This window comes from Amycolatopsis acididurans (genome assembly GCF_012328925.1).
In the GTDB taxonomy this organism is placed as follows: Bacteria; Actinomycetota; Actinomycetes; order Mycobacteriales; family Pseudonocardiaceae; genus Amycolatopsis_E; species Amycolatopsis_E acididurans.
The window spans coordinates 47,725-60,574 of record NZ_JAAXLS010000008.1; the positions used below are offsets into that span (position 1 = coordinate 47,725).

Consider the following 12,850-nt stretch of genomic DNA (forward strand, 5'->3'; position numbering starts at 1 on the left):
GCGCCGCGACGCAGTGGTTGACCAGGTCAAACGCACTTTTTGCGACTCGCCGTGATCGGTTCACCCAAGTGAGCGGTAGTGACCTAGGTGTTACCCAATTGTGGGGTCACGCAGCGGCCACGGGCACACTCCGCATGGTCATCAAGGCCGTTTTGCCCGTCTCCGTGAGCACCGCGGGTACCCGCTCGCCGGGGCGCCCGTCGCGCGCCGTGGCGATCAGCCCGAGGTTCGCGAGCCGGTGGGCACACGACTGGTCGCAGACCGCGAGTCCGTCGATGAACAGGTCCGGTTCACGGCTGGACGTCAGCTCGGCCCGGCCGAGGGCCACGGCGCGAAGCGTGGCCTGTTCACGATGATTCAGTTCGGCATCATTGGCTTCCATCTCACGCCTCCCTTTCGGCGTGTCTCGATTAAAACCCGAGGTCACACGGATTTCCGGGAGATTGTGCGGTATGTCTCGCTTTTGGACGGGCGGCGTCCGGTAGGGCCGGTGATACTGGGGTGGTGGACGGACTGTTGATGCGTTTTCTGGGGCACTCGACAGTCCGGCTGGAGATCGCGGGCCGCATCGTGCTCACCGATCCCGTCCTCACGCGACGCGTCGGCGGGCTCACCCGGGTCGCCGCCCCGCTGGAGCCACACACGTGGGCCGGGGCCGATCTCGTGCTCATCTCGCATCTGCACGGTGATCATCTGCACCTGCCGTCGCTGCGCCTGCTCGGGCGAGACGTGCCGGTGGTGGTGCCGCGCGGGGCCGGGGCCTGGTTGCGGCGCCGGGGATTCTCGTGTGTGCGTGAGCTGGGCGTCGGCGAGCGGCTGATCGAGGACGGACTGACGGTCACGGCGCTGCACGCGGCGCATTCGGGACACCGTTGGGGTCCGCGGTTCACGCACGGCCCGCAGGCGCCGGCGACCGGGCACCTCATCGAGGCCGAGGGCGCCACCGTGTACGTCGCCGGGGACACCGATCTGCACGAGGGCATGTCCGATCTGTCCGAAGTGGACGTAGCGCTGCTGCCGGTGTGGGGCTGGGGGCCGAATCTCGGACCGGGCCACCTCGACCCGCAACGGGCGGCCGAGGCCGTCCGGCTCGTCCGGCCGAAGATCGCGGTACCGGTGCACTGGGGCACGCTGGCCGTGCCCGGCATCGCGCGCACCGCGCGGATGCGCCGCCTGCTCGCCGAGCCGCCGCACCGGTTCGCGGACGCCGCGGCCGGGGACACTCGGGTGCTCGTGACGCCGCCGGGCGAAGAGGTCGCGCTGTCCGAGGTGAGCCGGTGACGCTGTCGCTCGACTGGTCCGACGCCTCCGCGATCGGTTATCCCACCCTGTTTCTGGGCGTGCTGATCGGCTCGGTCGTGCCGATCGTGCCCACCGGCGCGCTCGTCGGGGCGGCCGCCGCGGTCGCGATGACCACCGCGCACCTGTCGCTGCCACTGGTGTTGTTGCTGGCTGTGCTGGGCGCGGGCATCGGCGACCTGACGACGTTCGCGGTCGCACGGCTCGGCAGCGACGCGGCCGTGCGGTGGCTGGCGCGCGGACAGAAACCGGAACGGCTCGCCAACGCGCAGGCGCGGTTCGAACGGCAGGGCTGGCAGCTCGTGGTCGTGGGCCGCCTGATTCCGGCCGGGCGCATCCCGGTGTTGCTCGCGGCGGGCGCGGTGGCCTACCCGTGGCGGCGGCTGCTGCCCGCCACGCTCGCGGCGTGTGCCTTGTGGGCGGTCGCGTACGCCCTGCTCGGAGTGGTGAGCGGCGGTATCTTCGACTCGCCGCTGATCGCCACGCTACTGGCCGCCGTGCTGGTGCTCGTGGTGACCGGCGTGGTGAATCTGGTGGCGCGCCGGCGCCGGGAGAAAGCGAAAGTAAGTAGATGACGGAAGCGGAGCGAGGACGGCTCCTGCGGCGCGGGCGGACGATCGCCCGCGTCGCGTTCGTGTGGTTGACGGTCGCGTTCGCGTTGCGGGGCCTCGATGTGTGGCTCGACGGCTTCGCGATGCCGCAGTGGTGGCAGCCGATCGTGTGCGCGCTGGTGCTGGGCCTGCTGACCAGTGTGGTGTGGCCGCTGGTGTTGCGGATCGCGTTGCCGATCGCGTTGTTCACGCTGGGGATCGGGAGTTTCCTGCTGCTGGGCGCGGGCGCGCTGGCCGCGCTCTGGGCGGTGCCGGGTGTCGAGGTCGACGGGCTGCGCACGGCGGTGCTGGTCGTGCTCGGGATTTCCGTGGTGAACGCGTTGGTCAGCAGCGTGCTGGCGATCGACGAGGACGAGATCTTCTTCCGGCGCGCGGTGCGGCGCAGCAGGCGTTCCCCGGACTGGGACGGTGACCTGCCGCCGGGTGTGATCTTCCTGCAGGTCGACGGGCTCGGCTACGACGTCGTGCGGCGCGCGGTGCGGGACGGCGACATGCCGACGCTGGCCAAGTGGCTGGCGCGGGACAGCCACAAGCTCGGCAAGTGGCATACCGACTGGAGTTCGCAGACCGGTGCCAGCGTCGCGGGCATCCTGCACGGGTCCAATCACGACATCCTCGGCTTCCGTTGGTACGAAAAGGATCGCGACCACGTGATGGCGTGCGCGCATCCCAAGGACGCGGTGGAGATCGAGCGGCGGCACTCCGACGGCCGGGGGCTGCTGGCCGTGGACGGCGCGAGCCACGGCAACCTGTTCACCGGCGACGCGCCGCACTACAGCCTCACGATGAGCGCGGTTTCGGTGTTGCTGCCCAAGGGTCTGCGCCGGCGCAGCAGGGACAAGGTCGGCACCGGGTACTACGCGTACTTCGCCAACCCGGTCAACGCGGTGCACACCCTGGCCTCGGCGCTGACCGACGTCGGGCGTGAGCTGGCCGCGGCCGCGAAGCAGCGGCGGGCCGGGGTGCGGCCACGGGTGAAGCGCGGCGGCATATATCCGCTGGCGCGGCCGGGCACCACGGTCATCGCGCGGGATGTCGTCGTCTCGGCGGTGCTGGAGGACATGCTCGACGGGCGGCCGGTCGTGTACGCGGATTTCCTGGGCTACGACGAGGTCGCGCACCATTCCGGCATCGAACGTTTCGACACGCTCGCCGTACTGCGTGCGATCGACCAGCAGATCGGGCGCCTGCATCGCGCGAGCCGCCTCGCGCCACGCCGGTACCACCTGGTTGTGCTCTCCGATCACGGGCAGACGCAGGGCTGGGCGTTCGCGGACCGCTTCGGTGAGTCGATCGAGGAGCTGGTCGGGCGGTTGTGCGGTGGTCCGGATCCCGAGGTGGAGGGCGGCGGGCCGATCGCGCAGCGGCTGCGGGCGCGGGCGCTGCGGCCGAGCACCCAGATCGAGCACCGCAGGCACAGCGACAGCACGACACCGGAGGTGACCAGGGTCGCGCCGGGCGTGGTGGTGACGGTGTCCGGGCATCTGGCGATGGTGTCGTTCACCGAGTTCGACGGCAGGGTGAAACTGGAGACGATCGAGCGGGAGCATCCCGGTCTGCTGCCCGCGCTGGTGGATCACCCCGGCGTCGGGTTCATGCTGGTGCACAGCGCGGAGTTCGGCCCGGTCGTCCTGGGCCGCGACGGCGTGCACCGCCTGGCGACGGGCGTGATCATCGGCGAGGATCCGCTGGCGGGCTACAGCCCGCACGCGGTCGAGCTGATCAAGCGCGCGGACACCTTCCCGCACTGCGCCGACGTCATGATCAACAGCCGCTACGACCCGGAAACCGATGAGGCCTCCCCGTTCGAGCCGCACGTCGGTTCCCACGGCGCGTTCGGCGGTCCGCAGGAGCGCGGCTTCCTGATCTACCCACGTGATTTCGAGCCCCCGGGCGAGCCGGTCGGCGCGGAGGCACTGCACAAGTTGTTCAGGCTGTGGCTGACCAAGCTGGGCCACCCGGAGCCTGCCGACCGGTGACCTACGTGCGCATCACGTGAAGCGTGTTGCGCCGGGGTCGGCCAGTCGGGTCGATGTGGGCGGGTGGGATGTACCAGGGGTGGCCGTGGATCATGTGGATTCGCCAGTCGGTGCGGTGCAGCAGGTGGTGATGATGGCTGCACAGCAGGGTGAGGTTCGCCAGCGAGGTGGGCCCGCCGTGGGCCCAGGGGATGACGTGATGAGCTTCGGTCCATTTGGCCTTGCGGGCGCAGGAGGGGAATGTGCAGCCCTTGTCCCGCCGGATCAGCGCGCGCCGGATGCGCCTGGGCACGACCCGGGTGGCGCGGCCGACGTCCAGGGTCTCGCTCTTCGATCCCAGCACCACCGGCACGACCTTGGCATCGCAGGCCAGGCGGCGGATCTGGGCGGCGGACAGCATCTCGTGACGGTCCAGCAGCCCATGCCCCAGCCCCGATCGCAGCTGATCGAGGGTGACACTGACCAGCAGCGTGGCCGGCTCACCGGCTTCGGTGGGAACGTCCGGGCACCGCGCGGCCAGCCGGAGCACCTCGGCGAAGGCGTCACCGCGACGCTCGGCGGGGCTCCGCAGGTCCGGGCCGTCCGCACCGGCGCGGGGTTCGGTCAGCGGGGACAGCAGGGCCGTGAGCAGGGCACCGGTCTCCGCGTCGAGGTCGAAGGAGCCCGCCACACCGCCGCCGTGCCGTTCGGAGATGTCCAGCCGCCGCCGGGGCAGCGCTGCATCCTCGTCACGAGGCGGATCGCCGTCGGGGTCGAGACGCTGCCGGATCTCGCGGCCCAGGCGCGCCACGATCCGCGGTTCGCTTACAACGGCCGCCTCGCACAGGATCTTCTCCGCCATGACGCGGTCCTCGATCGAGGCCGCCGGCGGGAGTGCCCGCACCGCCGCGTGGATGGCCTCGACGTGCTCCGGGACGATCACGCCGTCGGCGAGCGCGTCGGCGACCACCGGTAGCTCCGCCTCGGTCCGCGCCCCGGACGCCGCCACCCGTGGATTCAGCTGCCGGGCATGCGTCACCATCCGGCGCGCATCGGCCGGGTTGACGGCGAACATTTCCCGCACCAGCGCCGCGACATCCCGATACCCGCGCGCCACCGCCACACCGCGCACGTCGATCTCCGCGATCAGCCGCAGCTGGTCACGATAGGCCCGGCGCCGCTCGATTTCCCTGTCCCGCAACGCATCCAGCAACTCCGCGTCGGACAGTGCCGACACGGAGTTGCTGCATGCGAAGACGGGAGCGGTGGTCACGCATTCAGCTTAGCCGAGAATCGAACGTATGTTTTAACTCGTTTGGTTGGAATGGTTATTCGCGGCGATGTATTCGCTCAGGGTGCGAAAACCGCCGTCACTCCGCCCAGCGGCCCCATGTTCGCGAACACCGTGTCGCCCGGCTTGACCGGGAACGCCCGCGTCATCGACCCCGGCAGCACCACGTGCCCCGGCTCCAGATCGATTCCCAACGGCCCGATCGTGTTGGCCAGCCAGACCAGAGCGTTGATCGGCGAACCCAGCACCGCGCCACCCGCGCCGGTGGCGACCATCTCGGCACCCAATTGCAGGGTGCAGCCCACCAGCCGCAGGTCCACTTCGGACAGTTGAGTCGGCTTGCTGCCCAGCACGACACCGCCGGAGGAGGCGTTGTCGGCGATGGTGTCCACGATGGAGATCTTCCAGTCCGTGATGCGCGAGTCGACGATCTCCAGCGCCGGGACGACGAAATCCACGGCACGGATCGCCTCGGCGACCGTCACGCCGGGGCCGGACAGGCGCCGGCCGAGGACGAACGCGATCTCCGGCTCGATCCTCGGCTGCAGGAACTTGTCAGCGGGAATCGGGTGGTGCTCCAGGTGGAACATGCCCGCGAGCAGGTGCCCGTAGTCGGGCTGGTCGACGCCCATCTGCTGCTGCATCGCCTTGGAGGCGAGCCCGACCTTGTGCCCCTTGACGATGTCGCCGTCGCCGACCCAGGTTCGCACCTGCTCCTGCTGGATCCGGTAGGCATCGGTGATCGTCGCCTCGGGATAGGTCTCGATCAGTGGGGCGGTCGGCTCGCCCTTGGAGTAGGCGAGCAGCAACCGCGCGGCCGCCTCCTGCACCGCTGTCTGTTCCATGCTCTGCACTCTTGCCGCGCGGGACGGCGGACGCAAGCCCGCCGTCCCGCTCACCGGCACGGCTCACTTCTGGTGCGGAGCCACGTACGAGGCCGCGTCCGGGGCCTCGAACAGCGGCTTCACGTACTTCACGCCGCCTTCGACACTCGCGTCAGGCTGTGCCACGTAGACCTGCCGCGTCGCCGGCGCGCCCGGCTTGGAGAAGTCCAGCGCGGCGACCAGGTTGCCGGTGTCGGCCGACGTGGTCTGCTGCAGCGCCTTCAGCACGCCGTCCCGGGTCAGGTCCTTGTTGTCGCAGGCCTTCTTGAGCACGGTGCCCCACACCTCGGCGACCGCGTAGCCGTACGGCGTCCCGGCGTTCGGCGGCTCGGGGTAGTTGGCGGCCTTGTACTTCGCCGCGACCTGCTGTTCCTTCGGGATGTCGGCCGAGTACGGCACGCTGCTCGCCACGACGTAGAGCTTGTCGAGGGCGTTCGCGGCCGGGCTCTTGAGCAGCACCGGGTCGTAGGTCGGGTTGTTGCCCAGCACCGGCACGTTCAGCCCGAGCGCCTTGTTCGCCGCCATCACCGAACCGGTCTGCGCCGGCGTGGTGGTCAGCATGATCGCCTTGACACCCTGGCCACGCAGGCCGGTCACGATGTTGGTCAGGTCGGTGTCGGTCGAGGTGATCTTGACTTCCTTGAGCTGCAGGTTGTGCTTCTGCGCGTAGTACCGCGAACCACGCAGGCCGTTGGCGCCGTACTCACCGTCGATGTAGATGTGCCCGACCGTGTCACCGTCCTTGATCATGCCCTGGTCCTGCAGGTAGGACATGCCGTCGATCATCTCGACGTCGTAGGTGGTGCCGACGATCATGATGTAGGGGTTGTCCAGCAGTTCCGAGGACCAGGACGCGGGCGTGGTGGTCAGCTTGTCCGACTGGAGGTTGCCCTTCAGCGCCGCGGTGATCGGCGAGCCGACCAGCTGCACCATGCCGAGGATCTTGGGCTCCAGCTGCGGGTACAGCGTCTTGGCCGTTTCCGCCTGGTAGCCGTGGTCCACGACCTCGAGCCGCAGTTTGCGGCCGCAGATGCCGCCCGTGGCGTTGATGTCGTTGACCCACAACTGGTTGCCGTGCGTAATGCCGATCGAGAGGTTCTTGAACGGTCCGCTCAGGTCGCTCATCACGCCGAGCACGATCTCCGACGCGGTGACGCCGACGTCGGTCTTGACGCCGGAGGCGTCCGATCCCGACGAACCCGAGTTGTTCGCCTTGGTACTGCACGCGGCCAGCGCCAGCACGACGCAGAGCGCGAGGGAAAGTCGCCTCATCGCGGTCCTTCCTTTCCGGGGTTCTTGCGCGAAAATCCCGTGATCCTGCGACCGATCGCCGCGAGGCCCCCGGGTTCGAACAGCACGACGAGGATGATCGCCGCGCCGTAGACGAAGGTGCTCACCAGAACGGGCGTGAACGCGCCCGCGCCGCTTTGGGTGAACAGGCCGGACTGTGTCGAGTACAGGGCGAGCACCTGCGGCAGCCCGTTCACGATCAGTGCGCCGACGAGCGCGCCGCCGACCGAGCCGAGGCCGCCGATGATCACCATCGCGAGGTAGGCGATGGACACGTTGATGCCGTAGGTGCCGTACTCGCTCTCGTCCGGTTTGAGGATGTCGAACCACAGCACGGTCATCACGCCCGCGAGTCCCGCGTACGCCGAGGAGATCGTGAAGGCGCCCGCCTTCGCCCGTGCGACGTTGACGCCCATCACGGCCGCCGAGGCCTCGTTGTCCCGCACCGCACGCCACGACCGGCCGACCCTGCCCTTGACCGCGCCCCACGCGAGCACGAGCGCGACGATCGTCAACGCCAGGAACAGGTACCAGGACCGCTCGGCCTGCCGCAGCGGCACACCGAGGATTTCCACGTGCGGGCCGGAATTGTCGAACGGGAAACCGAACAGCCGGAACCGCGTGGGTTGCCTGCCGGTCGACGTGCCGCCGGTGAGCTTCGAGGCGGACTGTCCGAAGTAGAGTCCGAGGAACACCAGCGAAAGCGAGGCCACGCCGAGATAGATCCCGCGCAGCCGCCCCGCCACCGGGGCGAACGCCAGTCCGAGCAACGCGGTGAACGCGACCGCGAGCACCAGCGACAGCAACGGGTCCAGCCCGAACCCGATCACCCGTTCGTCGTTCGTCGGCCCGGACAGCACGCAGTACGCGGTGCCGCCGGCGAGCAGGAAGAACGCGTGCGCGAGCGACAACTGCCCGGCCTGCCCCACCAGCAGCGTGAGCCCGATCGCGCCGACGGCGCCGACCATCGCGTACTCGCCGGCCTTGAGCCACTGCGCGTCGAGATACAGCGGCAGCGCGAGCAGCACGACCAGCAGCGCGACCCACGCGAGAATTCGCAGCCACCGTAACCGTTTCGGCGCGGCGACGACCGGGACGGGCTTGCTGACGACCGCACTAGACACGGGTGCTCTCCCTCGTTCCGAACAGTCCCGACGGCCGGACCACGAGCACGACGAGCATCACGAGAAACACCGCGCTCTTGGAGAAGGCGAACGAGATGTACTGCGCGGAAAGCGCCTCCGTGAGCCCGACGATCAGCCCCCCGACCACCGCGCCCGCCGTCGAGTCCAGGCCGCCGAGGATGGCGGCGGGGAACGCGGCGAGCGCGATGGAGTGCGTGCCACGGGACAGTCCCGAGCCCGAGAAGTCCTGTGTGGCGATGAACAGCACCGCCACCCCGGCGAGCAGCCCGGCCACCACCCACGCGGTGGCGGTCACCAGCGAACTGCGGATGCCCATCAACGCGGCGGCTTCCCGGTTCTCCGCCTGCGCCCGCATCGCGATGCCCCAGTTCGAGTACTTGAACGCGAGGTAGAACGCGGTGATCAGCACGGCGGCGACGCCGAGTGCGACGAGGTGGGTTCGGAACAGCGTGATTCCGCCGACCTGCACGGGTTTGGCGTCCCATGCGTCACCGATGAACGGGACGGTGACCCCGATCCGCCGCACGATCTCCTCGGTGACGATCACGTCGATGCCGATCGTCAGCAGCGCGAGACTCGCCGGGTCGGCCAGCCGGGACCGCGACAGCAACAGGCGTTCGATCACCAGCGCGAGCAGTCCCGCGGTGACGATGCCGAGCACCGCCGCACCGCCCCAGCCCAGCGCTTCACGCGTGACGACGACGATGTAGCCGCCGAAGAGCACGAGCGAGCCGTGCGCGAAGTTGATCACCTCGGTGGACTTGAAGATGATGACGAACCCCAGCGCCAGCAACGCGTACACCGCGCCCTTGCCGAGACCGTTGACCACCAGCTGCAGAAACGTGCTCACGTCGCGGCCTCCGTGCCCAGATATGCCTTCACGACTTCGGGATCGGCCTGCACCTCGGCCGGTGTGCCGTCGGCGATCCGGCGGCCGAAGTCCAGCACCGTGACCCGGTCGGCGATGCCCATCACCAGGCCCATGTCGTGCTCCACGAGCAGGATCGAGATGCCGAGTTCGGCGCGCACGTCCTCGATCGTCGTCGCCAGGTCCGCCGTCTCGCCCGCGTTCATGCCCGCGGCGGGTTCGTCGAGCAGGAGCAGCACGGGTTCGACCGCGAGCGCGCGGGCGATGTCCACGCGCTTGGTCGCGCCGTAGGGCAGTGCGCCGACCGGGGTGTGCGCGAGCTCTCCGATGCCGAGGAACTCGCAGATCTCCAGGGCCCGCTCGGCATGGCGGCGTTGCTGCCGCATGGCCCACGGCAGGCGCAGTCCGGCGGCCAGGAAGCCGCCGCTGGTCAGCGCGTGCCTGCCGAGCATCACGTTGTCCAGCACCGTGGAACCGGGGGACAGCGCGGCGTTCTGGAACGCGCGCCCGATCCGCAGCCGCGCCAGCTTGTGCGCGCGAAGCCCGGTGATGTCCTCCTCGCCGAGCAGCACCCGGCCTTCGCTCGCGCGGTAGAGCCCGCTGATCACGTTGAAACAGCTGGACTTTCCGGCGCCGTTGGGGCCGATGAGGGCATGCAGCGCGCCGGGTTTCACGGTGAAGGACACCCCGTCGAGCGCGGTGAGGCCACCGAATCGGAGGGTCAGGTTCTCGACCCTGAGCTCGGGGATCATCCGGCCCACCTCGACAGTTCCTTGCGTCCGGTGCGCCCGCGCGCGGCGCGTGCCTCCTCCGCGGCCATGGCGTCGGATTCGGCGTGCCCGCCGAGGTAGAGCCGCTGCACGTCCTCGCTCCGCTCGAGTTCGGCGGTGGTGCCGGACAGGGCGACCCGGCCGACCTCGAACACCACGGCGTGATCGGCGACCCGCAGCGCCATCGTGGCGTTCTGTTCGACCAGCACGACCGCCGTGCCCTGCTCGTGGATCTCGCGGATGATGTCGCTGATCTGCCCGACGAGCTTGGGTGCGAGCCCCAGGGAAGGCTCGTCCAGCAGCAGCAGTCTCGGCGTGGACATCAGTGCACGGCCGATCGCGAGCATCTGCTGTTCGCCGCCGGAGAGCAGCCCGGCGCGTTGCCTTGCTCGTTCGGCCAGCACGGGGAACAGCTCGTGCACGCGTTTGCGTGCGGCGCTCCGCTGGGCGCCGGTGCGGGCGCCGATCGCGCCGGCGCGCAGGTTCTCGTCGACGGTCATGCGCGCGAAGATCTGGCGGCCCTCGGGCACCCCGACCACGCCGAGCCGCACGATCGCGGCCGGATCGAGCCGGTCGACACGGGTGTCGCCGTAGCGGACCTCGCCACCCGTCACGGTGCCGCGGTGCATGCGCAGCGTGCCCGAGATGGTGCGGAGCAGGGTGGACTTACCGGCCCCGTTGCTGCCCAGCACCGCGAGCACGCTGTCGTCGTGGACCTCCAGGTCCACGCCGTGGAGCGCGGCCACTGACCGGCCGTAGCGCACATGCAGGTCTCGCACACTCAGCACCGCGGACGCCTCCTCCGCTCGTGTGACAGGGGTCACCCTCGGTGGCCGTAATCCTTGATCCCTTCCCCGCGACCCGACACCCCCACCTGGAGAGGGTGCGGACACGAAACGGACACAGCGCGCGGCCGAACAGCGCAACGGGTGAGTGCACTCAGAGCAGGCCGGCTTCGCTGGCCTTGCCGATCGCCTCGACGCGGTTGCGGGCGCCGAGCTTGTGCAGCGCGGACTGCAGGTAGGTCTTCACCGTGTTGCGGGTCAGCCCGGTGGTTTCCGCGATCTCCGGGTTGGTCTGGCCCTGCGCCGCCAGCCGCAGCACCTCGTACTCGCGGCGGGTGAGCCCGCTGCGCGCGAGCGCATCCGACTGCTGTCCTTGATCGGGCAGGATCCGGGGATCCACCACGCGCTCGCCCCGCAGCACCCGCCGCAGCGCCGACACCAGGTCGGTGCCCGCGACGTCCTTGAGCAGGCAGCCGTTGGCGCCCGCGTCGAGCGCCGCGCACAGCCCCTGGTGGTCGCCGTGCGCGGTGAACACGACGATCCGTCCGCCGGGGTGGATCTGGCGCAGTGCGGCGATCACCTCGGGGGCGAGCATGTCCGGCAGGCGCAGGTCCAGCAAGATCAGATCCGGCCGCAGTTCGGCGACCCTGACGAGCGCGGCGCGCCCCGACTCGGCGGCCCCGACCAGCCGCAACGTGGGATCCGACCGGAGCAGCAGGGTCACGCCGTCGCGCACGACAGGATGGTCGTCGACCACCATCACCGACGCGGCGGTCATGGCGCGGGAACCTCGGGAACCCAGGCCCGCAGGGTGCATCCGCAGTCCTCGTCGCGTACCAGGCTGACCCGGCCGCCCAGCCGCGCGGCGCGTTCGGCGAGCGAGCGCAGGCCCATCCCGCTGCCCGGTGCATCCTCGGCGGCCTCGCCGCTGCCGTCGTCGGCGACGACCACCTGCACCCCGCCGGCGCTCGGGCCGAGGCTGACCACGACCGAACAGGCCCTGGCGTGTTTCTCGACGTTGAGCAGTCCCTCCCGCACGGCGCTGATCAACAGGGCGGTGCGTTCGGCGTCGAGCGGGCGCACGGGTGCGAGCTGAACGAACCGGGCGGGTACGCCGCACCGGGATTCGAACGAGCGGCAGTGCTCGCCGACCTCGACCGGCAGGGCACGTTCGGGGGTGGACTCGGCCAGCGCCAGCAGCGATTCGCGCAGCGCGGTCGAGGCCGCGGCGACGTCGCGTTCGAGTTCGTGGAGTCGTTGCCGCAGCGCGGGATTGTCGGCGATGTCGTCGCGCAGCCCGCGTACCTGGACGCCGATGGAGAACAGCAGCGCGCCCACCGAATCGTGCAGCGCGCTCTGCATCCGCCGCCGCTCGGCCGACACCGCGTCCGCGCGGGTCGATTCGGCGACACTGGCCAGGCGCAGTGCCTTCGCCGCCTGCTCCGCGATCGATTCGAGATCGTGCACCGCGGCGTCGCCGAACGTCGCCGACTCGCGCAGCGCTGCGTAGGCCACCGCGACCGGCTGTCCTTCGCGGCCGAGGATCGGCACGGCGACCATCGCGCGCAGGCTCTCCTGCCGGACCTGTGCGTCGAACTGGTGGGTGATCGTGTGGGAGCTGAGGTAGTCGGACACGCGCACCGGTTTGCCGAGCGCGAGCGCCCGGCCGCCGATGCCCTGTCCGGTGGGCACCAGCAGGTTCTGCATCGCCTCGGTGCGGTTGCCCGACATCCACCGCACGACCGCGAACTCCGGCCGTTCGAGATCGCCGACGAACGCCGCGTGCGCGCCGAGGCGCTCGCGGATCAGCTGCGCGGTGCCGTGCAGCGCGACGACGCGGTCGAGCGCGCCGATCAGCCCTTCGCGCTCGCGCAGCAGTTCGTCGAGCAGGTTGCTCTGCTCGGCTGCCCGCGCCTTCGCGACTCGCTCCGTTGCGGCCACGCGCCAAC

General features: G+C 70.1%; 13 protein-coding genes. 3 read left to right on the forward strand and 10 right to left on the reverse strand.

Annotated features, from left to right (window positions below):
• Nucleotides 1-106: 106 nt before the first annotated feature.
• Complete coding sequence (locus HFP15_RS14515; RefSeq protein WP_168515680.1) at nucleotides 107-382, reverse strand: hypothetical protein; 276 nt, start codon at nucleotides 380-382, stop codon at nucleotides 107-109.
• Nucleotides 383-504: 122 nt separating this feature from the next.
• Here HFP15_RS14515 and HFP15_RS14520 point away from each other — a divergent pair, with 122 nt between their 5' ends.
• From HFP15_RS14520 to HFP15_RS14530, 3 genes are read left to right on the forward strand one after another with little or no spacing between them, the layout of a single operon-like run.
• Nucleotides 505-1,281, forward strand: a complete 777-nt coding sequence (locus HFP15_RS14520) for an MBL fold metallo-hydrolase (protein ID WP_168515682.1) — start codon at nucleotides 505-507, stop codon at nucleotides 1,279-1,281.
• The gene (locus HFP15_RS14525) at nucleotides 1,278-1,874 is read left to right on the forward strand and encodes a DedA family protein (protein ID WP_312871596.1); all 597 of its coding nucleotides are present in this window, start codon (nucleotides 1,278-1,280) and stop codon (nucleotides 1,872-1,874) included. Before HFP15_RS14520 ends, HFP15_RS14525 begins: the two co-directional genes overlap by 4 nt.
• The gene (locus tag HFP15_RS14530) at nucleotides 1,871-3,889 is read left to right on the forward strand and encodes a phage holin family protein (RefSeq protein WP_168515684.1); all 2,019 of its coding nucleotides are present in this window, start codon (nucleotides 1,871-1,873) and stop codon (nucleotides 3,887-3,889) included. Before HFP15_RS14525 ends, HFP15_RS14530 begins: the two co-directional genes overlap by 4 nt.
• A gap of 1 nt (nucleotide 3,890) precedes the next feature.
• Here the strand turns inward: HFP15_RS14530 and HFP15_RS14535 are convergent, their stop codons facing one another.
• The 9 genes from HFP15_RS14535 to HFP15_RS14575 form a co-directional block, all read right to left on the reverse strand.
• Nucleotides 3,891-5,141 carry an HNH endonuclease signature motif containing protein gene (locus tag HFP15_RS14535; protein ID WP_168515686.1) on the reverse strand — a complete coding sequence of 417 codons (1,251 nt, stop codon included), beginning with the start codon at nucleotides 5,139-5,141 and terminating at the stop codon, nucleotides 3,891-3,893.
• Nucleotides 5,142-5,218: 77 nt separating this feature from the next.
• Nucleotides 5,219-6,004: a 2-keto-4-pentenoate hydratase gene (locus tag HFP15_RS14540; protein WP_168515688.1), complete on the reverse strand. Its 786-nt coding sequence runs from the start codon at nucleotides 6,002-6,004 to the stop codon at nucleotides 5,219-5,221.
• A 63-nt stretch (nucleotides 6,005-6,067) separates the two neighbouring features.
• A complete protein-coding gene (locus HFP15_RS14545) occupies nucleotides 6,068-7,315 on the reverse strand; it encodes an ABC transporter substrate-binding protein (protein ID WP_168515690.1) in 1,248 nt (415 codons plus the stop codon).
• Nucleotides 7,312-8,457, reverse strand: a complete 1,146-nt coding sequence (locus HFP15_RS14550; protein WP_168515692.1) for a branched-chain amino acid ABC transporter permease — start codon at nucleotides 8,455-8,457, stop codon at nucleotides 7,312-7,314. The genes HFP15_RS14545 and HFP15_RS14550 overlap by 4 nt, the downstream gene beginning before the upstream one ends.
• Entirely contained in the window at nucleotides 8,450-9,328 is an 879-nt protein-coding gene (locus HFP15_RS14555; protein ID WP_168515693.1) for a branched-chain amino acid ABC transporter permease, read from the reverse strand. Before HFP15_RS14555 ends, HFP15_RS14550 begins: the two co-directional genes overlap by 8 nt.
• Nucleotides 9,325-10,098 (reverse strand): ABC transporter ATP-binding protein, encoded by a 774-nt coding sequence (locus HFP15_RS14560; RefSeq protein ID WP_168515694.1) that lies wholly within the window; start codon nucleotides 10,096-10,098, stop codon nucleotides 9,325-9,327. The genes HFP15_RS14555 and HFP15_RS14560 overlap by 4 nt, the downstream gene beginning before the upstream one ends.
• Nucleotides 10,095-10,904, reverse strand: a complete 810-nt coding sequence (locus HFP15_RS14565) for an ABC transporter ATP-binding protein (protein WP_168515695.1) — start codon at nucleotides 10,902-10,904, stop codon at nucleotides 10,095-10,097. The genes HFP15_RS14560 and HFP15_RS14565 overlap by 4 nt, the downstream gene beginning before the upstream one ends.
• A gap of 151 nt (nucleotides 10,905-11,055) precedes the next feature.
• Entirely contained in the window at nucleotides 11,056-11,679 is a 624-nt protein-coding gene (locus HFP15_RS14570; protein WP_168515696.1) for a response regulator, read from the reverse strand.
• Entirely contained in the window at nucleotides 11,676-12,842 is a 1,167-nt protein-coding gene (locus HFP15_RS14575; RefSeq protein ID WP_168515697.1) for a GAF domain-containing sensor histidine kinase, read from the reverse strand. Before HFP15_RS14575 ends, HFP15_RS14570 begins: the two co-directional genes overlap by 4 nt.
• Nucleotides 12,843-12,850: the final 8 nt, after the last annotated feature.